Source organism: Alteromonas sp. ABM1_013 (assembly GCF_056160505.1).
The window spans coordinates 614,967-637,504 of record NZ_JBSWXH010000002.1 but is presented as its reverse complement, the minus strand read 5'-3'; the positions used below and the strand labels follow the sequence as shown (position 1 = coordinate 637,504).

Genomic DNA, 22,538 nt, shown 5'->3' with positions numbered 1-22,538 from the left:
GCTTGCTGTAGCAAGAATAAAAGGGGCCTTGATCAGTACTCTTTATCAATTTCCTTTAGTTTTTTTTCAAAAGATTCGTACTGATCTTTTGAATCATAATCAAAGTGATACTGATTATGAAAACCAAACTGGAGCTTCACGTTAACGTCTTCAATGTACAGCGTATACCCGTCATGGTCAGTAAAAGCAGTTATCCCGTTAAGCTTGTACTGCTCGTTTTCTTTGGCACCATGTTGGCGAATCTTATCGAAAACCTGAAGTAAGAACTTGCTGTCTAATTCGTTTTTCATTGTAAATCCATAGTTGTGAATTTACTTACTTTTACATCAACAAGCGGGTTTTGGATTTAAATGAAGCACGAGTTCTTTTCTGTCCATTCACAACATATTTTAGTAATCACGTTATGAAGGTGGGCTTTTACGTATCGCAAGGCGGTAAACCACAGCCTAACCGCAATTCATCTATCTTACGCTTGCTACCCTATTAAAAGTTGTAACGAAACCCGAGGTTAACGATATGGGCAGAAAAATCGTCTTTGCCACCAATATAGGTGTATTCCACACGAACCATCGACTGCAAGCCAAGATAATAGTCAAAGCCTAAGCCTGCTAAGCCAGCAATGATGGTATCATCATAACCGCAAATGACTGAATCGCTACCACAAGCAGAACTATCTAAAGACGCATGTTCAATATCAACACTTGCCACACCTAGTTTATAATATAGCTCTCCCTTTTGGCTGCTTGCTTTACCAAGTAGCGCCAAATATGGGCCTTTCGATGAAATTGATTGTTCATCATTGTCCGTATCAATTAGAGAGATGTATCCCCCTTCCACATACCACTGACGGTGAAACTGGTAGCCTAGCGCAGCGGAGTAGCTGACGTCTGCTTCACTATCTACTTCAGTATCGACATTTCCATATCCAATATTCGCCACCGCGTACCCATTAGCTGTGGCTAGTCCAGAGAAAGCTAAGCTCGCTATGGTCGCACCACCAATAACAATTTTGGCGAAAGATTGTGAAAGACTACGCATTTTTTACTTCTCCTTGTTAAAGAGCGCTAACTATAAAAGACAATGAAAGTAATTAAAACGCGCTTCGCGAAAATTAGGCTTTGATAACGGTAATTTAAGCGGAATACCGGTCACAAACATCTACCTCTGTACCTTTTTCGACCATTAAATTTGAGCAATGTTAAACATTTGTTTAAAACTTTCGTACTAATTTAGGGTGGTTATGGTAACTAACCGTATATAAAACAAAGAGTTTTCACAAAATTTGATCTTTTCTAAATAAGGTGTAGTATTAACTAAAACAACTGGTCAGATGAGCGGATGAGTTAATTATGAGTATCAGAACTAGCTTAAAAAAAGTATTACCCCCAATTTCAGTCACAGAACAAGAAGCCCTAGACGCGGGTGACGTTTGGATTGAATCTTCTATTTATCAGGGTAAGCCTGACATGCAGGCATTGCGTGATATCCCTCAGGCAAAACTGAGTGCGGATGAACAAGCATTCATGGACGGTCCAGTAGCTGAATTATTGAATATGATCGATGATTTCGAGCTTGGTAACGGTAAGCACATTCCTCAAGAAGTTTTAGACTTCCTTGGTAAGAACCGTTTCTTCTCTATGATCATCCCAAAGAAATTTGGTGGTCTTGAATTCAGTCCTTATGCAAACTCGACTATCGTTGCAACAATCGCTGCGAAAAGCGGTGCAATTGCGGTAACTGTGATGGTACCTAACTCGTTAGGCCCGGGTGAGCTTCTAATGCACTACGGCACAAACGAGCAGCAAGACTATTGGCTACCTCGCCTTGCGGATGGTCGCGACATTCCTTGTTTCGCGCTAACAAGCCCAGAAGCAGGTTCAGATGCAGGTGCTATTCCTGATGCGGCTATCGTTACTAAAGGCGAATACAACGGTGAAGAAGTTCTTGGTCTTCGTGTAAGCTGGGACAAGCGCTATATTACGCTTGCTCCAATTGCGACTGTACTTGGTCTTGCATTTAAAGTATTTGACCCAGACCAACTGCTTGGCGACAAATTAGAGCTAGGCATTACTTGTGCCCTTCTTCCTAAGTCGCACCCAGGTGTTGAGCTAGGTAACCGTCATGACCCTATGGGCGTACGTTTCTATAACGGTACTACTCGTGGTCAAGACGTGTTCATTCCTATGGACTTTATCATTGGTGGTCAGAAGAACATCGGTCGTGGCTGGCAGATGCTAGTTAGCTGTCTAGGTGCAGGTCGTGGTATTTCACTTCCGGCAATGGGTGTGGCTACAGCACAATCTGCATTCAAAGGCACAGTAGAGTATTCATTCGTACGTGAGCAGTTTGGTCTTCCAATCGGTCGCTTCGAAGGTATTCAAGAAAAAATGGCTGACATCGCGGGTAAGACATTCTTACTTGAAGCTATGCGTGTTCTAACAACTGAAGGTCTTGGTCTAGGCGTTAAGCCATCGGTAGTAACAGCAATTGCTAAGTACCACATGACTGAGCTAGGCCGTGACGTCATGAACTCTGCGATGGATATCCAAGCGGGTAAAGCGATTCAACGTGGCCCTCAAAATACATTAGCGGGTGGTTATGCTGCACTTCCTATCGCAATTACGGTAGAAGGCGCGAACATTCTTACTCGTAACCTGATGATCTTTGGTCAAGGTGCAATGCGTTGTCACCCTTACCTTAAAGATATGGTTGACCTTATTCACAGTAACGAAAGTTCAGCGGATGCAGAGTTCAACAAAGTACTTCGCAAAACCGTTGGCTTCAGCGTTAAAAATGCGTTCCGCAGCTTAGGTAAAGGCTACCTTCCTTTCCTACGTGAGAGCGAGTCGGCATTACCAGAAGTTCGTAAGTACGAGAAGCGTGTAAACAGCATCTCTGCAAAACTAGCGCCACTTGCTGACCTATCGCTTGCGGTACTAGGCGGTGACCTTAAGAAAGCTGAGCTTCTATCAGCCCGTCTAGGTGACGTAATGAGCTACCTATACGGTGCAATGGCAGCAATTCGTTTTTACGAGCAGCGCATTGAAGACAGAAAGCTAGCTCTTCCGTATTTCGAATACGCTATGCAGTGGTCTTTACAACAAGCTGATCAGGCAATTGTTAACTTCATCAACAATTTCCCGAACACGGCAACACGAGGTCTAATGCGTCTTCTTACCAATACCTATACAAACAGTGTAGCGGGTATTAGCGACGACTTAGTACGTGAGCTATCAATTGCGTCTATGCAAGATAACAGCGTGAAAGACCAGCTTACGCACCTTGTGCGTGTTAGCCCTGGTGATGGTAACGACATTAACGAGCAAGCGTTTAAAGCAAAACACGCAGTAGCGCACCTTCTTGGTAAAGTGCAAAAAGCACTTCGCAAAGAGCCTGTAGTGCCGTTCATCTCTTTTGAGCATGCACTTAGCAAGTTGCAAGAAAAAGGTGTGGTAACTGCAGATGAAGCAGCTAAGCTTCACGACTATAACGAAAAGCGCAAGCTAGCAGTACGTGTAGACGAGTACACGTTCGATATGGAACTTGTTCCAGCGTCACAAACGCTTAAAGCAATTGATGGCGGTCAAAACGCTGCGTAAATAGTAATCATGCGGTTACATTGACATAAAGCCCTGTCACTCTTCAGGTGACAGGGCTTTTTTATGCTCTCAAATCTGAGGCTCGCTCCCTTTCTATTGTTTAGTTCGTGCTCTATCCTTTAGTTAATCTCATCTCTTAACGAAAGGATCTGTGCTGTGATAAAGGCGCTAGTTTTAATAAATAAAAGCGTTTCCTCTCTCTTTTTAGTTTTATCGTTATCTTTGCCGTTTTGTACCTTAGCTCATGATAATGGACAAAATTTCATCGTAGGCGAACTTAACCACCCTCGCGTGACTAGTTTCTATAAACCCTTAATACAACGCGCTTATCGAGATATTGGAATAGAAGTAACATTTGAGAAAGTTGGTGGTGAGCGAGGGCTTCGACTGTTAAACGAGGGAATGACAGATGCAGATGTTATTCGTTACGATGTGGTCTCACAACTTGACAATAATATTATTATTGTTCCACCAGCTCTTTCCCATGGCGCATCATTTTTACTGTGTATTAGAGGGGCACAGTGCGAAAAAAGCGTGATTCAAGCCCCAGATAAAGCAATAGCCGTGACCACGCGTTTTTTCTTCAATATGCATGTGAACCCAGATGAGCTTAGCGCTAATATCTTCGAGTTCGATGACTTCAATCATGTTATCAGTTTATTATTAAACGGCAGGTTTGATTACGCAATTTTACCCAGTGACTATTCAGAAAAAGCTATTTTTGAGCAATCAGGAATAGAATATATCCCGCTTGTAGAGCACGAGTTAGTTCATGTTATCCATAAAAAACACGCCCATTTATTAGACCGTCTTTCCAGCGCTATAGCCAAACAACTCGAACTAAAAAAGAATAACAACAAATGATACAAATAAAAACGCCCACGTCAGTATGAAGTGGGCGCTTTAAGGCTTTGAAATTTAACGTGCTATATATATCCTACCTAGGCAAAATCTCTTAATATTACGCGTTAATTTACCTAGCTTTAGTCAAACATATACTTAAGTGAAAGTACTGTTGTACGACCGTTCAGAGGGCGCGCTCGAACATAACTTCCCACTTCTGCAGAACCTTCTTCTGACTCAGTAATGATGAACTCATCAGTTGCATTATTCATGCTCAGTGACACTGAGAATTGATCGTTAACCCAGTAGGTAGCGAAAAGGTTTACTAGCGTATAACCTTCTTGCTTAAGGTCGTTGTTATCTTGAACATAGTACTCAGTTGAACCTTGTAGTGAAGCGCCAACAGACCAGTAATCTGTAACGTACTCAGGCGTAATCGTCCAAATCCAGTCTGCCTGACGGCGAGGCGTATTGCCCTCTAATGCTGGGTTGTTAACGTCATCACTAATCTCAGCGTCAGTCCACGTAAGGTTACCTGACATCACAAAGTTATCCGTTGCATTCCAACGACCTTCAAGCTCAAGACCTGTCGCTTCGTATTCACGCATGAATGTTAGTCCACTTGTTACTTCTGCTTGCGTATCTTCAGTAACAGTATCAAACAAGGTGGCGTTAACCATTAGGTCTTTTGTACCGTACTTATAACCGATTTCAAACTGCTTGGTTGTGTCGTACCCTGAAGTAGTGCTTGTTAAACTACCGTCAGCATTCAACGTACCGCCAATCTGAAGTAGACGGTCAGCAATCGCACGACCACCTTTTGAGTAACGAGCAAAGAAGGTTTGGCTATCGCTCAATAGGTATGAACCACCAATTGAGTAAGACGTGTTATTTGCACTGTAATCTACGATTTGAGACGCCGCACCAGCGCGATTTAGGTTAATTACACCACCACTGATGAATCCGCTGTTAACTGCAGAAGCATCTTCAATTTGCTCAATTACACCGTTACCGTTTAGGTCGAAATCAGCATTACCACCACAGCAAGAACTAATAAGCTCGCCAGATGCTTCAGTGGTATCGTGACGTACCGACGCATCAATGAGAATGTTGTCCGATAACTCGAAGCCTACGTTCATGTAAGGTGCTTTAGTCACATAGTTAAGGTCCCACTCCCAAGAAAGGAAGCTTGCCGATAGTAAACCATCAGACACTAGCTCAACACCGTCTGCATCTGTAATGGTAAGCAACTGAGAATTGTCACCATCGAGTGTTTGAATAAACGTCTGCCAGCTTGACCAGCTTGTAGCGATGTCTTGATTTGAGTAGTAGTAACCTACTGTTAGGTCGATACCGTTATCAAACTCTTTACGCAAGCTGAAATCGTTGATCATGTTGCCAAGGTCGTTGATGCGCGTGTCAAACTGAAGGTTCGTGAATGCTTGACCCGTATATACTTCACCAGCACCAGGGCCGTTGGCTAGTACTACGCTTGTGCTATCACAGTTCAATGCATTGCCATCACCGTCTGTTGCGCCAGAGCAAAGTGCTGAAGCAAAGTTTGAAACATCACCAGGGCCTGCTGGGAAACCGTCAGTGAATGGTGCGATAAAACCACCAGAGATATCAGAAATACGGAATTTGTTTAATAGAAACAAATTCTCAGCCACTTCAAGGTCAACTTCTACGCCAAATGAATTTACTTTTGACTCGATACCGTCGCGAACATCACGGTTTTCTGGGTTACCGAAACTGTCGAAAGTAGAAATATTCGTGTTGTAAGCTGAATTCAGTGCTTGCGAGCTCGCATCGTAGCCTGGAACTGGGCCATATTCGCCATCACCTTTAACTAGTACTGGTGAAGGAAGATACGTCGACACTTTATCATCTAAGTTTTTGTAGAAGAAGCGAATGTGACCGTTATCTAACATCTTCGTGATATTAAACTTAACCTGACCGCCTTGGTCGCCGTTGTACCCTGTTTCACGAGGGCCTTCGCCTCCGCGTGCAAAGCCGGCAATGTGGTAATAAAGGTCGTCGCTGATTTCGCCACCGTAGCGGAAATCTAGACGAAACTCTTCATAGTCAACGCCGAATGAGGTACCAATTGCGCCTCCACCCACTTCACCAGTGTTACTGATTAAGTTAATAACACCGCCTGGCGAGTTACTAGCAAATGTTGATGCAGAGCCACCACGTACTGCTTCAACATTCGCCACTGACCAGTCGTAACGTAAGAAGTTGTCGGCATTACCGAAGTTAATGTCACCATATTCCAACACAGGTAGGCCATCTTCATGTAGCTGCAAGAACTTTGAGCCACCTGTAGCGAGTGGAATACCACGAATTGTTATGTTTGCGTTACCGCCACCACCAGAAGATTCAGCTCGTATACCAGGTAGTGCGCGGAAAACTTCAGCGGTAGAACGTGGTGCGAGTTTAAGAATATCTTCTTCGTCAAACGCGCTTACAGAAACACTTGCTTCCTGCATAGTTGCGCCACCAGGTGCAGCAGTCACAACGATTTGTTCAAACTTTTCTTTCGACTTTGTATCAGCGTCTGATGTCGCAGCTTCCTGAGCAAAAGCCGCTCCTGAAAGCGCTGTACAAACGGCAAGAGTCAGTGCATTGAGTGTGTGATGTTTTTTCATGTTTTTTCTCCGGCAATGTGTTGGAGTTGTTAAATCCTAAGTAGCCTCTTTCCCTAGACTACTAGGGTTGGCGGCAACACAACAAACTTAATCGATTAAGAATCTATAACAAAAAACCAACATTGTAAACAACCTGTGAAGAATTTATTTAACATCTCACCAGATAAGGCACTCCTGATGTTAAAATACTTGTTCCCAAAGCAGCTCCGCCACCTTCACAAACGCTTCTTCAACAAAACACTATTATCGATTAAGGAAAATTCACGACGAATAGAAACACTAAGAAAGTATTTCTTTAATCATCGATTAGTCCTGACGTTAACTTTCTGAACTTTGGTCTCATTTAAACTATTAACTAAAAAACATACTATAGTATAGCTGTACGTTCTTGAGCGTTAGATGGGAAAGAATTAATAGCTGCTTAAGTGAACTAGATGTTTGAGTAAAATCCCTTATGCACGCAACAGGCACTACGTAAAGGTTTCAAAAGGTTGAATAAACAAGAAGACTTAATCTCAAAGGTCGAAATAGAAAGAGACACCACTGACATGCTTTTAGGCAATAGTTTCGTCGGTTTTCTTATGACTATCTTCGCATTTTCAGGCCTTGTCTTTTTCTTCGAAAACAACGAACCGTCGGTTTTTACACATAAGCTGCAAGTGTGGGTTGCTATGGTAAGCATTTCTGTAGCGCGCCTTGTCGATGCTATCTACTGGCGAGTTAATTTGGTGGGCAAAGCGTACAATCCTCGTCCCGCTTTAATCAGGTTCGCTACTGGCTTATACATAACCGGGGGGATTTGGGCCCTCTATTCGATTTTATTTTATTCGTCTATGACCACCATAGAGCTTGCTGCAACCATGGTAGTGCTCGCAGCTATGGCTGGGGGAGCAGGAACCGTTCTATCGCCAAACAAAATACTTGTAAGCTTTTACTCTACGGCCCTTCTCGTTCCTATGTCGTTATGCGCTGTTACAGACGATGGAGGGGAATTTTTTATCTTGGGCATTTTAGGGTTAGTCTTTTGGTTCGGTATTTTTACAAGTGCCTTTCGTTATAACAAATTTTTTATTAACACACTTCATCTTAAGGCAAGAAACAATAGCTTGGTTGAGCAAATGAAGGTTGAGCGCAGCGAGACAGAAAAAGTTAATCAACTGCTTATTGCGACTAACGAAAAACTAGATGCATCAAACGCGACGCTTGAAGCTGAAGTCGAACGACGAACCGCTGATCTCTATCAACTTTCTAATAGAGACCCGCTAACTAACTTACTCAACCGAAACGGTTTTTTAAAGTACTTAAATAACTTACTTGACACCACACGAGCACTCGATAACTCATTAGCGCTGTTGTTTATCGACCTAGACGGCTTTAAGCAAGTGAACGATAGTCTGGGCCATAAGATTGGAGACATAGTACTGGCGGAAATCGCCAGTCGATTACGCAACTACACAGAAGAAAACCACCTTGGTAGGTGGGGGGGTGACGAATTTGTTGCAGTTATCCCCTACGCGAATGTCGACACAGCCAAAGCTGTCGCCCATGCCATGCGAAGCGGTGTAACCGTTCCTATCATTGCAAATGATAATCAAGTAACTCTTGATGCAACAATTGGCATAGCTATGTTCCCCGAACATGGTGAAACTGCTGTTGATTTGATTCAGCAGGCTGACCTAACTATGTATGACCAAAAGCGCGAACAACGCGGCTCTATAGGCGTCTTTAGCCAAGCTCTTCACCAAGAAATTAAACGAGAGCAGCAACTTTGCGAACGTTTGCGCTGTGCTATCGATAACAGCGAATTTACCGTTTTCTATCAGCCAATTATGGATGTAGCTTCAAATACACTTTATTCAGTAGAGGCCCTGCTTAGATGGAAATGCGATGATGAAAGTATTTCTCCGGCCGTATTTATTCCACTTGCTGAGCGCAGTGGACTTATGCCGGAAATAGGTGCTTGGGTGTTAAACCGCGCACTAATAGATTTATCTCACTGGCAGTTTAAACAAGGCCTTGCGATTTCAGTTAATGTGTCGGTCTCTCAACTGCTTGATGATAGCTTCCTTAAAACGGTAGACAACGCACTCAAGACTACCCAAATATCTTCGGCGCGGCTTCATTTAGAAATAACAGAAAGTGTTTTTGCTAGTGATAAAGAAGTAGTGAGCGTAAAAGTCAATGAACTAGTAGCTAGAGGAATCAAAGTTTCTATTGATGATTTCGGTACAGGCTACTCATCATTGAGTCGCCTACAGTCAATGCCTTGCGATTTTATTAAAATTGACCGTTCTTTTGTACAGAATAGCTCTGAAGAGAGTGATACCATAATAAGAGCGACACTTTTAATGGCAAAAGAGTTTGGCTGTAAGACTATTGCAGAAGGGATCGAAACCGTAGATCAAAAGCTTCATCTTGCTCAACTAGGTACTGATTACTTACAAGGTTTTTACTTTGCTAAACCTATGAATGCCGGCGACTTAATCTCTTGGTATAACGAAAATTATTAATCACCATGGCTCAACTTTATTTTTATTACTCTGCAATGAATGCAGGAAAATCCACGTCTTTACTTCAATCTGCTTATAACTACCGCGAACGCGGAATGCATTCAATTATCTATACAGCAGCGCTAGATGACAGATACGGCGTTGGCAAAGTAACATCACGTATTGGCTTACAGGCCGACGCTAAGTTATACGCTAAAGGCGATGACTTGTTCACGTCGATAAGTAAAGATTGCGAAGCACGTAAACCCGACTGCGTATTTATTGACGAAGCGCAATTTTTAACTAAAGCCCAAGTAAAGCAGTTAGTAGACGTTGTTGATGAACTAGGCGTACCCGTCCTCGCTTACGGACTACGAACTGACTTTTTAGGTGAAACCTTTGAAGGTAGTCACTACTTGCTGGCTTGGGCAGATAAGCTGTCGGAGTTAAAAACGGTCTGTCATTGCGGTAAAAAGGCAAGTTTCGTTGTGCGCTTAGATGAAAATGGCAATGCCGTAAAGAATGGCGACCAAGTTCAAATAGGTGGTAACGATACTTACGAATCAATGTGTCGTAAGCACTTTAAAGAGTTGGTGTGGGATTAAGGAGACCGCAAATTGGCCCTTCATATATGCTTAATACTAATTACGCTTTTTACTAAAAAGGGCATTACCATATCTAAGGTTGCTACCGGTTAATAAGGCGCACTAAATTCATACGCCTTATTAACCTTCTTGATAAGGTTTTATTTAAACAGTTTCTCCAACACGAAGCTCGAAAGGCAAGGTGTTTTTGGTTGAAACCATATTAAGTAGCGCTTTGGTTGCTTCAACACCTTTACTTGCACTAGATTGGCATACGGTAGTAAGACTAGGTCGAGCGCGTTCGGCTTCTTCAATACCATCAAAGCCGGTTATTTTAAGCTCTTCTGGGACTTTAACTCCCATATCTAATGCTAAGTTAAGCAACTCCAGCGCTATGATATCACTCATACACAAGACGACATTGGGTCTTGGAGAGCTGGTCAGTACTTCTTTGGCAGCCTGCCTTGCAAAGTGTCGATCACTCTCTGGAAGGTGCCATATACGCTCATTGCTTACCGTAATGTTTTTCTCTTTTGCAGCTTTTAAATAACCATCTAGACGGCGGTGGGCAATCGAGCTGTCTACATCAATCAGCTGACTATCATAGATTCGACACGTAGAGGGAGAGTCGATAAGGCGCAGCCCAAAGATGGCTACATTGTCACCTTCATTTAGGGCATGAGATGCTACGCGATACGCAGCCTCTTCGTTATCAATGTTAATAGACGGCTTATCTTCAATATCAAAATCAACCGTAACAACCGGCTTAGGAGATACCCCGAGTTCTTTTACCAAATTACCGTTGCGTGGCTGACCATAGCAGATAAAACCGTCAACAAAATCAACAACATCAAGGAGGCTGTCCGAGTCACCTGCATAGAGTAACAAGTGCTTCCCATTCTCCTGAAGGGCGGATGAAACCCCTTTAATAAATGTACTAGCAACGGGGTCACTCACCATGTAAGAGATACTATCGGCAAGGACTAAAGCCACAATATTTGAGGTGCCCTTTCTAAGAATTTGCGCTGCTTTATTAGGACCACTGTAACCAATCTTTTTGCACTGCGCCAAAATCTCTTCGCGCTTCGCTTTTGATAATTGGTCTGGGCGATTAAACGCATTTGAAATAGTTGCTGTTGATACGCCTAACTGTTCAGCAACATCTTTAAGGGTAAGTTTCGTTTTATTCATTGTTATTAGCTCTTTTAACGAGACTTACTACCCTGAATCGTAATTAAAAAAGGGTAGCAAGCGTGCGCTTCGACTACCCTTTGACTATATCATTAACTTAAACGTTTAACGCTGCTTTTTTAATACACACCTGGTGTTTGAGCCTAAGTTTTATTGGAAAGCTTAATTTTAAGAAACTGACGTCTTATCTCGTTCCGAAAATTTTATCTCCAGCATCACCTAGTCCTGGCAGTATGTAGCCTTTTTCATTTAATCTTTCATCAATAGCAGCTGTGAATATATCAACATCAGGGTGGGCATCAACCACGGCTTTAATGCCTTCTGGTGCGGCAACAAGGAACAGCCCCATAATTCGGCGACAACCTTTCTTTTTAAGTAGGTCAATAGTAGCAATTAGGGTTCCGCCTGTGGCAAGCATAGGGTCTACAATCAACGCAGTACGCTCGTCGATATTTTTTACCACCTTATCAAAGTAAGCAACGGGTTGAAGGGTATCTTCATCGCGATAAAGGCCAACCACACTGATTTTTGCATTTGGGATTAACTCTAGCACACCTTCTAGCATGCCCAAGCCGGCGCGAAGAATAGGCACTACGGTTATCTTCTTACCTTTTATTTGTCTTACTTCCACCTCGTCTCCAGACCAGCTTTTTATGGTCGCGCGTTCTGTAGGCAAAGTTCGGGTTGCTTCATAGGTCAGCAAATTTCCCACTTCAGAGGCGAGCTCGCGAAAATCTTTGCTGCTAATTTTAGCATTTCGCATAAGCCCTAGCTTGTGCGCAATAAGCGGATGGGTAATTTCGTGAACGGCCATGTAAGACTCCTTGTAATCGATTCCACTATATTTTAACCCAGCCGTGCCTTAGTTAAAGCGATTAGTCGTAAAAATATGTTTATTCAATGCTTTGAAATACCGTTTTTTACTCTAGACAGCACTTGGAAATGCTTTAACCTAGAGATGCGGCTTTCAATTTCCATGTGCGCCTTACATGGAGCCATTCAGTAATCTCACATGATTTTTCATACTCACTTCGCTTTAAGCTAGGAGGATATTACTATTGGACATTCGAAAGGACATCGGGAAGTACCGTTCTTTCACAAAGCCTGCTCAAACTCACTTTCTAAAACCATGTTTATCTTTTTCAAAAGGAATTGTTTATGCAATCTTACGCTAAACGTTTTCGCTACCTTGCTATAGTCGCACTCAGCTTTTGTACCCATAATGCGTTTGCACAGTGGGAACAAATTACGCCTGATAATGAAGTTGTAGTATCTATACCCGGCGGTGGAGAGAAAACCGCTTATCCATCCTGTTCCCTTCCAGCTTTACCCGGACCTGAAGGGTTAGCTCCAAATCCATTCTCGTTTTATTTCGAACAAGGTGAGAGTGATAATTTACTGATTTACTTTAACGGTGGAGGGGCATGCTGGGACGACGCGACCTGTCTTGCTTCGATGCAGCTTGAGTTTGACGATAACCCTATGTCACGTGCAGCCTACAACCCATCGGCCGTTATCGAAAATACACCGTTCATTTCAGGCGGAATATTTGAAGATACGGAAGAAAACCCTTTTCAAACTTGGTCAAAAGTTTTCATACCTTACTGCACTGGTGATTTGCACATAGGCTCAAAAGACACGCAGTATGTTGACGAGCTTGGTATCGTTACAGGTCAACCTGGTGCTGAGGTTACCCTAAAACACCGTGGTCACGACAATGCCTTGGTTGTTATACAGTGGATCAAAGAAAAGCTAAGAAACGATGGTTTGTCACCAAAGAAAGTATTACTCAGTGGAAGTAGTGCCGGTGGCTACGGCGCTACATTTAACTTCCCCTACTTCCAATCTCTGTTTGGTCGTACAAAAGTGGCGCTTTTTGCTGATGCATCCCTAGGCGTTATTTCAAAAGGATTTACGCAAACGGTGCTGAATTATCAAGGGCCGTGGGGTATTGAAGACACACTACCGAGAAATTTCCAACGTTTAATAGGTAACTTTAACTATCTAACCCTTAATAAACAGGTGATGTTGCGACTAGCTTATCAGTACCCTTGGAATCGCTTTGCCCAGTATTCAACTGGAACTGATATTGTTCAAATTCAGTTCTCTAAAATTTCAGACCAGGTTTCCAGAGGCAATTTAGATCCAACGACATGGGGCGTAACAGAATCTGATTTAGGGTACATACTTGGCTGGCAGCTTCAAGCTAATGCATCAGTTCATGCGCTCTCAGCATTCACTTGGAACTACCAATTTTATCTCGGAGAAGGTACGTGCCACATGGTGCTAAACGACTTCTGTGAAGACAACGCATTCCCAGTATCTTCGCCCAGCCCATTTTATAATGAGCAAAGTGCGCGGGGTATTTCCTTTAAAGAATGGCTACACACGTTCGCTACATCACGCCGCTTTAGAGAAAATAGCGCTACTTACTATCAATAAATTACAACGTGCTAATTTGTATTAAGAATTGACCAATAGTATGGCAAGTCCAACCCCGTAGCTGTTGGATTTGCCATCTATAAAACGAGGGTTTGTTGTTCTTTACTGTGCATTTTTGTAGCAGCAAGCTTGCCCCCACTACCCTACTTGCAGAGTAGCGCCGTCTGGCATAGTCACTTCAATTTTCATATTTCCACCAACGGCTGCTAGATATGCAGCTGCGCGTTGAAGAGAAACATCTTGGATACGCTTCGATTCTAACTTGCTCACGCCAGAAGCAGTGACTGATAGTGCCATTGCTACGACTTCTTGTTTAACTCTGTGCTGCTTTCTTATGTCACCTAGTGTAATTTCTTTCATTGTCTTTTACCGAGAATTTCGGGCATTAAAAAAGCCCAGATTGTGATACCTTCTGGGCTTTTGCAAAACGTTTTTACCTGCAGTGCCCAGAAGCCAATACTTGCCCCTGAACACCGACGGTCAGGTGCAATCAGTAATTAAAATTATAAAGATAACCAGTTGAAACGTTTCGCATAATAATTCTCTTTTTACAATGTACTTGTACAAACGGCATTTTGCCGAGACTAAGTGAAATAGTTGGGCTAATGATTATTCTGTGAAAACAGTAGCCGCCTCGTGTCACTTATCCTTAACCATACCATGTAGATAAGCAATAGCAATGACTTTCCAAAAAGGAAAGTCTGCAAAGCAAGTTGAAAGCCGCCGTTTTAGGAAACAGACGAGCTTAAGCAAGTAACTTCAGAACCAATCTTTGCTTGTTTAAGCGAAGCGAGAAAGCGCGGTACAAGATCGCTCCCCTCTTCAGGAGACCAGCTTGCAAAACCTTTGTCATCCGTCACTTCATACGGCCCTTGCTTAACTTCCATAAATACCACTGGGCTAGAGCACAGAGTTGCATGCCAGGTATTAGGTGGAATTTCAATGCCGAAGGTTTCTCCACCTGCCTTTAATGTTACTCTTTCTTTTACTACGCCGTCGTCGTTGAAAAACAGAATATCCAATTCACCTTCCACAACCATAAAAAACTCCCATTTGTGAGGCTGCACGTGTCGATGGGGTCGTACGTAGGAGTCTGGCATCATGGCAATGAAAAGACGCTGAACCATATCAGTATAAGATTTGTGAACGTTAAAATTAGCTCGTCGGCGAGGACTCTCTGCCGCTTTCTGCTTTAACTCACTAAACAATGCTTTATCAAAATACTTAATATCGTCCAACGTCATTTCCTAACTAATGCTTGGGTATTACATCAAAGCCTATCGCTTCTCCCTCTGATTGCGCAACTATCAAAAGCAATCATTTATTTTTCTTCATTCTGCGGCTTTGCTCTTGACGCTTCTCTTCTCGCTTTTCTTTCCTATCTTTCTTATCTGGCGTCAACGAGCCTGTTTTGAATTTTGCTTTACGCTTGGCTTTCGCTTCAGCTTTCCTCGCCGCTTCAAGTGCCATTTCTTCTTTTTCGACTTCCAGCATTTCCGGAGTCTCAAGCGTAATTCGTCCCAACTTACCCGACTGCAGTTCTTTAAGCAGGATCTCGCATATTTTATGAAGGTTTACGCGACCACCCGCTTGAATTGCTCCGCGCGTTTTAGCAGCAGCTTCCAGAAACTCTATTTCTGTATCTGGCAGCTCGTCCAGCTTATAGCGCTCCTTCATGACCTCTGGATAAGCTTTTATCAGGTAATCCGCCGCAAAAAAACCAACATCGTCGTATTCCATAGCGGTGTTTTTAACAGCACCGGAAGAAGCCAGCCGATAAATAGAATGCGGGTTTTCAAGCTTAGGCCACAATACTCCAGGTGTATCAAACAAGATAATACCGCTGCCCAAGTTAATCCGCTGCTGGCTTTTAGTTACGGCGGGTTCGTTACCAGTTTTAGCAATAATTCGGTCGGCCAAAATGTTAATCAGCGTTGATTTACCAACGTTAGGTATACCGGTGATCATGGCTTTAATTGCTTTGGGCTGACCTTCTTTATACGAACAAATGCTTTTAACCAGCTGCATAATTTGCTTGCTGTTGCCCGGGTTATCGCTAGAGGTCGTAATCGTCTTCACGCCGCGCTCTTTCTCTAAGCTCTCCTGCCAGCGCGCGGTAATTTCTGGGTCTGCCAAATCATACTTATTAAGAATTTTAATACAGGGCTTATCGCCGCGTATTTTTGCAATTTCAGGGTTTTCACTGGAATACGGAATACGTGCGTCAAGCACCTCAATAAGAATGTCTACTTGATTAAGCGACTCTTTAATTTCTTTCAGGGCTTTGTGCATATGCCCAGGGAACCATTGTAATGCCATGGTTGTTTCCTATCGTAATCGAGTTGAGGGGAGTGTGCTTAACGGGTTAATTCATAAGCGCAGATATTCACAGCGCTGGCTAAGTTTAACGAGTCAATCTTACCGCTTCCCGCAATGGTATACGCCGTTGCGTTTAGCTTTGATAGTGCGTCAACAGGCACGCCACGGGCTTCGTTACCAAACAGATAACACTGATAATCACCAAAGGTGTTAGAGGTAATATTACTACCATTCATATCCAAGAAAGCGAAACGTTCGAACCGCTCGCCTAGGCTTTCAAGCGCTACGTTTAATTCCATGTTCACATGGAAAATAGCCCCCATACTTGAGCGTACAACTTTCGAGTTGTAAGGGTCCACACTGTTAGGGCTTAGTAATAGCGTAAAATCACCAAACCACGCTAGCGTTCTTAGTATGGTGCCTAAGTTGCCGGGGTCTTGAACTTCATACAAATAAATGTACTTTTCGGTACTGGGCTTGTTTGCTGAAATGTTGGTTTGTGACCGCTCTGAACTTAACGAAGTGTTAGGAAGTGGAACGCGAGCAATAATACCTTGAGGTGATTTAGTATCGCTTAGTTGCTGCATTTGTTGTGACGATACCGTTTCTATCTTCATTTTAGAGGCTAAAGAATCAAGCCTTTCTTTTACCCACGCCTCATAGTCAGCTGTCACATAAAGGGTGATATCACCTAATGTACTGCTGTCATACTGAGCAACGTTAACTAGCTCTAAAACTAAGTGCTCTCCTTCCACCAAATAGAATTCGAACTGCGTTCTAAATTTCTTTTGATGGAGCTTTTTCACGTCACTTAGTTTCATTTGCACTGCCCTTTTTATAACTTTCGGCGCAAGTGTAAGGTAAGTTCAGGAAAAGGCAAGGTGACAATTTACCCTGCCTATAACATGGTTTGATCATTCTTCAGCAACAACATAAATCTCACCGTCATAAATCCCTTGTACGGTTAGCTTTTGACTTGCCAGTGCCTGAAGGTAGTCGATATGCGCTTGCTCCACTTTCTGCCCTGGAACAATAAGCGGAATACCGGGAGGGTACGGTGTAATTAAGCCAGCTGCAGTGCGTCCAACGCTGTTTTGCCACGGAATGGCTTCTCTAGGGCTGAAAAACGCTTTTGACGGAAGGTCGTCTAAATGAATTGGCGGAATGTCTGCCGGTAACGGGCTTTTGCTCTTGCGCTTGCTTAGATTAACGGCGCCATCATCAAGACGTTTCAATGCGTTATATAGCCTTACAATTTTAGAGCGCATTCCGCCTAGCGTAAGCAGCACTAAAATAGTGCTATGAGTAAACTTCTCGATTTCTAAGCCAACTTCGTCCATCAAAAAACGATGTATTTCTTGATTTGAATAGTCAAGCGCCGAAACGTCAATTAAGATTTTAAGCGGGTCATGCCCAATGTTATCGCTTTCAAAGTGAGAAAACATATTCGCAAAGTCACTAGGCGAAAGTATTTTAAGTCGCCTGAACTTGGCCATTTGCGATTTGAGTTCGGCAACGTTGCTTAATAGCTCATTAAGTATTTTGTAGCCTTCCATTTCCAGCTGCTGACGACATACATCAAGTGAAGCAATGAGTTGATACTTGGGCGAAGTACTGGTGTGAATGGCAAACACTTCTTTAAAGAAGTCTTTATCGAAGTCCGGATCGTTTACATGAATAAAGGATGCTTGCGAGAACGCGGACACCACTTTGTGCGCAGAGTGAGTAATATAGTCTGCCCCAGCTGCGATAGCAGAGTAGTTACGCAATGCAGGGTGGAATAACGAATACGCAAACCACGCTTCATCAATGAACACTTTAATGCCATGTTCATGAGCTAAATTTACGACTTGCTTAAGGTCGGTCAATAGCCCGTCGTAGGTACAGCCCGTCAGCACGATAAGTTTAGCGTCAGTATTTTCTTCAATAAGCTGCTTAATTTGCGCCATTCTGGGCGGTGAAAAAATACCGTATTCAGGGTTAAACACACTGTCTAGATACACTGGCATGGCTCGCGCCTGAATAATGCCATAATGTACTGACTTGTGGCAGTTTCTGTCGGCAATAACTTTGTCGCCCTCACGCAACAGCGTCTGCAAAATAATTTTGTTTGATGTAGAAGATCCGTTCGTGACGAAATAGGAATGGCGAACCTCAAATGTATTCGCAACAGCGGCTTGCGCTTTACCAATAGCGTGAGTGCCATCTGATAGTGAGCCCAGCGAGTCTACGCTTACCGATAAGTCACTAACAAACACGTTACGCCCGAAGAAACGATAAAAATCACTAATGTAGGGTGAATTTCTAAAGCTTGCGCCACCGCTGTGACCTGGCGTATGCCACGAGTCATTAGATTCTACAACGTAGTCTTTGTATTCAGTCCAAAACGGCGTTTCGTTTCTATCATCAAAGTCATTGATGATATAGCCAAGAATAGATTCTGGGTCCGAAATAATGTCGTTACGATAGAAGAACGATTCAATGCCATTGGCTTGATTTACAATATCCAACCCTTTTACTGCATCGCCTAAGACATACACGGGAAGCTCAGGCCGAATACGTTTAATGGCGTCGATCACTCTGGCGTTATTATCAATTACCGCGTTGCTTGCAGACGACTTTTCGCTTGTAGTTTTCTCGTTCGCGTTTTGTGAACTGACGCTTTCGGCTGCGGGGCTCGTATTTCCATTAGGTACGCCATTTAAAGGCGCTACGTCTGTCAACTCTTTAACCTTCGCTACCACATCCCAGCTAAATACCACAGCCTGAATGTCACCGTCTTCACGAACAAATTGTAGTGCCTTTTCAACGGAGTTCGCTTCAAGCAGGCTTATTTCAACGTCACTTCTGTCAAAGTAAGCAATCGTGTTGCCTATACTCGACGTAATTTGTTCCAATAGATCAACAGCATCTTCTATAACAAGAATTTTTAAATGAGGGCGCATTAACCAACCATAAAATTAATAATGAGCATTTAGCACTAGGCTAAAACTCATAAAACTAAGAATCTATAAACTAAACACAGTAAAACTAAAAATAGTGTAACTCTGAATTTCACTGGTGTCGTGTAAACTCTCGCTTAGTAGTATTAAAGTGTCTATCGAGTTTGGACGGGGTAAAGCCACGCATGCAAATATCTACTCTTCTGGACTATTCCTCACATGCAGTTCAATCAAAATCAATAGCGCACCAAAACGACCTGCGCGAATTTCTACATTACGCGAAAAACGTACTTCCATCCATTGCATCAACAAAGAAAAACGCCTGGCCAATTTGTTATGACCACTGCTTTATGAGAGTAATTTTGGATAATGTTGTCGGTTGTGCATGGTATGAGGCTATTCCGACACCAGCTTATAAAAACCTGAGCGACGAACAAGCCAGCGCCGCGTTATGCCTCGCCAAACAAATAGCCACTGAAAGTGTGTCGCTTCACGTACTCAACCAACGCTCGAAACAGTGGCGCCATAAACAGCTAAAGTTAGAGTTTTAGTATGACAAAACGCACCTCCATTAACGACGCAATTTTAATTGAGGACGGCCAAGACCTAGAGCGAATTGTGAAAGATAAACGAGCGCAGTGGCGGGCTAATAACGCGAAAGCGCGTCGCAGACAACGCCGATATAGAAAGAAGCTTATTGCAGAACTTCCGCGAATTATCACCGATATTCATAGCACATATCCTGAAGATGATGCGTAAAGCACTTTCATAAAAGATATCAATTACCTACAATCACTGCTAGAAAGTTGCGCTTATCAGAGTGCGACGTACATTATTTATACACAGCATCCCTACCCATCAAGTGACAGGACATACCATGGCGTTTAATTTAGCTATTAATAACGATATTGCAGTAATCACCTTCGACGACGGAAAAGTTAACGCCGTAGGCTTTGAGCTTATTCAGCAGTTCAACGATGCCTTAGATGAAGCAGAGAAAAGCGCAAAAGCGGTTGTATTACACGGCGGCGAAGGCAAGTTCTGTGGAGGGTTTGATTTATCAGTAATGAAAGCCGACGACAAAGCAAAACAATTAGAGTTGGTATCAAAAGGCGCTGATTTAATTGTGCGACTTTATAGTTTTCCGCTACCTGTTGTTGTTGCTGCTGAAGGTCACAGTATTGCCATGGGCGCTATTATGCTTATGGCCGCAGACTTACGTATTGGTAAAGATGCCGACACTAAATACGGTCTTAATGAAACCGCCATTGGCATGGTGCTGCCGCCATTCGGTATGGAGCTCGCCAAAGCCAGACTTGCCAATACAAGCCAAACTGAAGCCTTGCTCTTCTCGCGCATCTATCAAGGCAGTGAAGCCGTTAAAGCAGGCTTTTTAGATGCAGCAGTACCTCAGGAGCAAGTACTAGCAACGGCCATGGGTTATGCTGAAAAGCTGAAGATGTTGCCTAGACAGCCTTTTGCTGAGTCTAAACTTCAGCTGCGTAAAGAAACGATAGAGAAGATGAAAGCTTAATCTCAAGTTATAACAACGCGTTGAGACTGGTTGTTTCAACGCGTTGTTTAGAAATGATTACTTTACAGGGCCAGAGCGGCGTTCTATTTCTTCTTTAAGGGCACTTCTTAGGCCCAACTCAAAGCTTAATTCCGCAAGCACAAATAATGGTCCTATGGCTAACCCCATAATATCGTCAACAAAAGCAGGCTTTTTGCCCTCATAATGATGACCGATAAACTGAAGCACCCAACCACCAATAAAGATACCTAGTGAGACCGCAAGCCATACCCCTATTCCATTTTGCGCGATGGGTTGGGCGAAATAGACCATAATGCCGGTTATAAATGTCATCACTGCACCAAGCTTTATATCTAACTTTATATAAAACGCATTACCTATCGCCCAAACAAATAGCGCTGGGCTTATGTTCATGTCTCCAAAGATTGGCGCGTTAACCATAAGCGCTGGCTTACTCAACAAGCAGAAAACCGAGAAAACAATCAGCGGGATGCCGATATAATGGGTGTAGATGTTTTTTTGATCTCTGTGGTACTTAGCGTACTCACTTAAGTGTTGTTCTAGATTTTTCATACTGCGCCAACGTTTTATTTGTATTGTAAGGGTCAGTTTACTCTTTGCGAACACATACAAACTGTCGGCTTGACGACAAACTCAACTAAACTGGTTTAGCATTTGCGGTTTTTTAACTAAATAATCTTGCTGAACTTAGTCGTGAAAAGCGACTCCTACCGCTATTGATGAATAATAAGTGGAGTTTTCATGAATAAAAGGAAGTACCTTTTAACTTTAGCTGTACCTGCACTTCTTACCTTAACGGCTTGTAGTTCAGTTTCTTCAATGTATTCGACTGATGAACAAGAACAAAGTATTGAGGAGAACGAGCTTGCACTTTCGGGTAGCCATTGGCAGGTCGAAAGCATAAATCAAGCAGGTATAATCGACTTTAGCCACGTTACGCTTAATGTAAATGTAAGCGGGGATATTAGCAGAATAAGCGGAAGCACAGGCTGTAATCAGTATACAGGGGCGCTCAACGTTGCGAATGCCAATAAAGTATTCAGTGCTGACAACAATGCTCACCCCTTCTCCGCCGATAAAATTGTACTTACCAGAAAGATGTGTGCCCCAGCGCTTATGAAGCAAGAGCAAAGCTTTGTTGATGCTTTAGCTTCATCGAAAACTTATGCAATATTGGATAACACGTGGCTAGTCCTGTATGACAGTAATGACAATGAAACAGTAAAAGCAATAATCTCATCCCCTTCACAAGGTTCCAATACCGGTAATGCAGGTAAACCCCGGGCAGGAGTTAACAAAAAGCCAAAAGGTGTAGCTAAAAAGCAGGATATTGCCAACAGTTCTGCGCAAGCCAATAGCAGAACCTATAAGTGTGAGACGCCAAACGCCAGTATCACAGAATTACGCGTAAATACGCTTGGCCCAGATACAAAAGCACTCTCGCTCAACAACGCGTATCACATTGTGCAGCTATCACGCTCTGCATCGGGAGCGAAATACACAAACAACAAAGGTGTGGTGTATTGGAATAAAGGTGATGTTGCCACCGTTTCTATAAACTCTGGCTACTACCACTGTACAATTAATCATTAGAAATCAGACGGCAGTATTAACCTGTAATACTGCCGTCGCAATTTATTTAAAAAGTTTCAGTAATATTCATGTCATGCTTTGGCGTTTTGGATAACGTCTCGAAACCCGAAGTACTTGTCATAAGCTACACGTGCCTTTGTTCTCACCTTTAATTATTCAACCGCCCTTAATAAAGAGCGCTTCTTTGTTTAAACCAATTTGTGGTTTACCTATTCTACTTTATCTGCCACTAATCTCTGTCGAATAGTTTCAATTAAACACTTTTTAATACTCCATCCTGTTCGAACTAAAAGCTTTAACACAGAGTTAGCGCTTTATTTATATATTTAA

General features: G+C 42.9%; 20 protein-coding genes. 9 read left to right on the top strand and 11 right to left on the bottom strand.

All coding sequences use genetic code 11. From position 1 onward, the window contains the following. Positions 1 to 32: 32 nt before the first annotated feature. Together ACXAGK_RS07350 and ACXAGK_RS07345 are read right to left on the bottom strand one after the other, a co-directional pair. Complete coding sequence (locus ACXAGK_RS07350) at positions 33 to 290, bottom strand: DUF3081 family protein (RefSeq protein ID WP_474805594.1); 258 nt, start codon at positions 288 to 290, stop codon at positions 33 to 35. Between the two features lie 193 nt (positions 291 to 483). Then, on the bottom strand, positions 484 to 1,038 hold the full coding sequence (locus tag ACXAGK_RS07345) for an outer membrane protein (protein ID WP_474855284.1): 555 nt from the start codon (positions 1,036 to 1,038) through the stop codon (positions 484 to 486). 311 nt (positions 1,039 to 1,349) lie between these two features. On the opposite strand from ACXAGK_RS07345, the gene ACXAGK_RS07340 reads away from it, so the two are divergent. Then, positions 1,350 to 3,599, top strand: coding sequence for an acyl-CoA dehydrogenase (locus ACXAGK_RS07340; protein ID WP_474855282.1), 2,250 nt, complete (start codon positions 1,350 to 1,352; stop codon positions 3,597 to 3,599). Between the two features lie 156 nt (positions 3,600 to 3,755). After that, a complete protein-coding gene (locus ACXAGK_RS07335) occupies positions 3,756 to 4,463 on the top strand; it encodes a hypothetical protein (protein ID WP_474855280.1) in 708 nt (235 codons plus the stop codon). Positions 4,464 to 4,582: 119 nt separating this feature from the next. Here ACXAGK_RS07335 and ACXAGK_RS07330 read toward each other — a convergent pair whose 3' ends face one another. Further along, positions 4,583 to 7,093: a TonB-dependent receptor gene (locus ACXAGK_RS07330; RefSeq protein ID WP_474805581.1), complete on the bottom strand. Its 2,511-nt coding sequence runs from the start codon at positions 7,091 to 7,093 to the stop codon at positions 4,583 to 4,585. Between the two features lie 491 nt (positions 7,094 to 7,584). Here ACXAGK_RS07330 and ACXAGK_RS07325 point away from each other — a divergent pair, with 491 nt between their 5' ends. Both ACXAGK_RS07325 and ACXAGK_RS07320 read left to right on the top strand, forming a co-directional pair. Next, positions 7,585 to 9,603 (top strand): putative bifunctional diguanylate cyclase/phosphodiesterase, encoded by a 2,019-nt coding sequence (locus tag ACXAGK_RS07325; RefSeq protein WP_474855278.1) that lies wholly within the window; start codon positions 7,585 to 7,587, stop codon positions 9,601 to 9,603. A gap of 5 nt (positions 9,604 to 9,608) precedes the next feature. After that, positions 9,609 to 10,187, top strand: a complete 579-nt coding sequence (locus ACXAGK_RS07320) for a thymidine kinase (protein WP_474805577.1) — start codon at positions 9,609 to 9,611, stop codon at positions 10,185 to 10,187. Positions 10,188 to 10,331: 144 nt separating this feature from the next. On the opposite strand, the gene ACXAGK_RS07315 is transcribed toward ACXAGK_RS07320, so the two are convergent. Continuing rightward, positions 10,332 to 11,357 carry a LacI family DNA-binding transcriptional regulator gene (locus ACXAGK_RS07315; RefSeq protein WP_474855276.1) on the bottom strand — a complete coding sequence of 342 codons (1,026 nt, stop codon included), beginning with the start codon at positions 11,355 to 11,357 and terminating at the stop codon, positions 10,332 to 10,334. A gap of 184 nt (positions 11,358 to 11,541) precedes the next feature. Next, positions 11,542 to 12,171 (bottom strand): uracil phosphoribosyltransferase, encoded by a 630-nt coding sequence (upp, locus tag ACXAGK_RS07310; protein WP_474805573.1) that lies wholly within the window; start codon positions 12,169 to 12,171, stop codon positions 11,542 to 11,544. Positions 12,172 to 12,515: 344 nt separating this feature from the next. Here upp and ACXAGK_RS07305 point away from each other — a divergent pair, with 344 nt between their 5' ends. Then, entirely contained in the window at positions 12,516 to 13,799 is a 1,284-nt protein-coding gene (locus ACXAGK_RS07305) for a pectin acetylesterase-family hydrolase (protein WP_474855273.1), read from the top strand. A gap of 138 nt (positions 13,800 to 13,937) precedes the next feature. Here the strand turns inward: ACXAGK_RS07305 and ACXAGK_RS07300 are convergent, their stop codons facing one another. The 5 genes from ACXAGK_RS07300 to ACXAGK_RS07280 form a co-directional block, all read right to left on the bottom strand. Further along, on the bottom strand, positions 13,938 to 14,159 hold the full coding sequence (locus tag ACXAGK_RS07300; protein WP_014950268.1) for a helix-turn-helix domain-containing protein: 222 nt from the start codon (positions 14,157 to 14,159) through the stop codon (positions 13,938 to 13,940). Positions 14,160 to 14,527: 368 nt separating this feature from the next. After that, positions 14,528 to 15,037 (bottom strand): WbuC family cupin fold metalloprotein, encoded by a 510-nt coding sequence (locus ACXAGK_RS07295; protein WP_474855271.1) that lies wholly within the window; start codon positions 15,035 to 15,037, stop codon positions 14,528 to 14,530. A gap of 79 nt (positions 15,038 to 15,116) precedes the next feature. Continuing rightward, entirely contained in the window at positions 15,117 to 16,118 is a 1,002-nt protein-coding gene (ylqF, locus tag ACXAGK_RS07290; protein WP_474855269.1) for a ribosome biogenesis GTPase YlqF, read from the bottom strand. A 38-nt stretch (positions 16,119 to 16,156) separates the two neighbouring features. Further along, positions 16,157 to 16,939 (bottom strand): TrmH family RNA methyltransferase, encoded by a 783-nt coding sequence (locus ACXAGK_RS07285; protein ID WP_474855268.1) that lies wholly within the window; start codon positions 16,937 to 16,939, stop codon positions 16,157 to 16,159. Between the two features lie 93 nt (positions 16,940 to 17,032). After that, the gene (locus tag ACXAGK_RS07280; protein ID WP_474855266.1) at positions 17,033 to 19,063 is read right to left on the bottom strand and encodes an aminotransferase class I/II-fold pyridoxal phosphate-dependent enzyme; all 2,031 of its coding nucleotides are present in this window, start codon (positions 19,061 to 19,063) and stop codon (positions 17,033 to 17,035) included. Positions 19,064 to 19,245: 182 nt separating this feature from the next. Here ACXAGK_RS07280 and ACXAGK_RS07275 point away from each other — a divergent pair, with 182 nt between their 5' ends. From ACXAGK_RS07275 to ACXAGK_RS07265, 3 genes are all read left to right on the top strand, one after another. Further along, entirely contained in the window at positions 19,246 to 19,611 is a 366-nt protein-coding gene (locus tag ACXAGK_RS07275) for a hypothetical protein (RefSeq protein WP_474855264.1), read from the top strand. Between the two features lies 1 nt (position 19,612). Next, complete coding sequence (locus ACXAGK_RS07270) at positions 19,613 to 19,819, top strand: hypothetical protein (RefSeq protein ID WP_474855262.1); 207 nt, start codon at positions 19,613 to 19,615, stop codon at positions 19,817 to 19,819. A gap of 118 nt (positions 19,820 to 19,937) precedes the next feature. Continuing rightward, the gene (locus ACXAGK_RS07265; RefSeq protein ID WP_474855260.1) at positions 19,938 to 20,594 is read left to right on the top strand and encodes a crotonase/enoyl-CoA hydratase family protein; all 657 of its coding nucleotides are present in this window, start codon (positions 19,938 to 19,940) and stop codon (positions 20,592 to 20,594) included. A 57-nt stretch (positions 20,595 to 20,651) separates the two neighbouring features. On the opposite strand, the gene ACXAGK_RS07260 is transcribed toward ACXAGK_RS07265, so the two are convergent. After that, positions 20,652 to 21,167: an Mpo1 family 2-hydroxy fatty acid dioxygenase gene (locus ACXAGK_RS07260; RefSeq protein WP_474855258.1), complete on the bottom strand. Its 516-nt coding sequence runs from the start codon at positions 21,165 to 21,167 to the stop codon at positions 20,652 to 20,654. Positions 21,168 to 21,356: 189 nt separating this feature from the next. On the opposite strand from ACXAGK_RS07260, the gene ACXAGK_RS07255 reads away from it, so the two are divergent. Continuing rightward, complete coding sequence (locus ACXAGK_RS07255; RefSeq protein WP_474855256.1) at positions 21,357 to 22,208, top strand: META domain-containing protein; 852 nt, start codon at positions 21,357 to 21,359, stop codon at positions 22,206 to 22,208. The last annotated feature ends 330 nt before the right edge of the window (positions 22,209 to 22,538 follow it).

Coding starts and splice junctions, on each gene's coding strand:
- ACXAGK_RS07350 (WP_474805594.1), bottom strand. CDS start 290: ATGAAAAACGAATTAGACAGCAAGTTCTTACTTCAGGTTTTCGATAAG.
- ACXAGK_RS07345 (WP_474855284.1), bottom strand. CDS start 1,038: ATGCGTAGTCTTTCACAATCTTTCGCCAAAATTGTTATTGGTGGTGCG.
- ACXAGK_RS07340 (WP_474855282.1), top strand. CDS start 1,350: ATGAGTATCAGAACTAGCTTAAAAAAAGTATTACCCCCAATTTCAGTC.
- ACXAGK_RS07330 (WP_474805581.1), bottom strand. CDS start 7,093: ATGAAAAAACATCACACACTCAATGCACTGACTCTTGCCGTTTGTACA.
- ACXAGK_RS07320 (WP_474805577.1), top strand. CDS start 9,609: ATGGCTCAACTTTATTTTTATTACTCTGCAATGAATGCAGGAAAATCC.
- ACXAGK_RS07315 (WP_474855276.1), bottom strand. CDS start 11,357: ATGAATAAAACGAAACTTACCCTTAAAGATGTTGCTGAACAGTTAGGC.
- upp (WP_474805573.1), bottom strand. CDS start 12,171: ATGGCCGTTCACGAAATTACCCATCCGCTTATTGCGCACAAGCTAGGG.
- ACXAGK_RS07305 (WP_474855273.1), top strand. CDS start 12,516: ATGCAATCTTACGCTAAACGTTTTCGCTACCTTGCTATAGTCGCACTC.
- ACXAGK_RS07300 (WP_014950268.1), bottom strand. CDS start 14,159: ATGAAAGAAATTACACTAGGTGACATAAGAAAGCAGCACAGAGTTAAA.
- ylqF (WP_474855269.1), bottom strand. CDS start 16,118: ATGGCATTACAATGGTTCCCTGGGCATATGCACAAAGCCCTGAAAGAA.
- ACXAGK_RS07285 (WP_474855268.1), bottom strand. CDS start 16,939: ATGAAACTAAGTGACGTGAAAAAGCTCCATCAAAAGAAATTTAGAACG.
- ACXAGK_RS07280 (WP_474855266.1), bottom strand. CDS start 19,063: ATGCGCCCTCATTTAAAAATTCTTGTTATAGAAGATGCTGTTGATCTA.
- ACXAGK_RS07275 (WP_474855264.1), top strand. CDS start 19,246: ATGCAAATATCTACTCTTCTGGACTATTCCTCACATGCAGTTCAATCA.
- ACXAGK_RS07270 (WP_474855262.1), top strand. CDS start 19,613: ATGACAAAACGCACCTCCATTAACGACGCAATTTTAATTGAGGACGGC.
- ACXAGK_RS07265 (WP_474855260.1), top strand. CDS start 19,938: ATGGCGTTTAATTTAGCTATTAATAACGATATTGCAGTAATCACCTTC.
- ACXAGK_RS07260 (WP_474855258.1), bottom strand. CDS start 21,167: ATGAAAAATCTAGAACAACACTTAAGTGAGTACGCTAAGTACCACAGA.
- ACXAGK_RS07255 (WP_474855256.1), top strand. CDS start 21,357: ATGAATAAAAGGAAGTACCTTTTAACTTTAGCTGTACCTGCACTTCTT.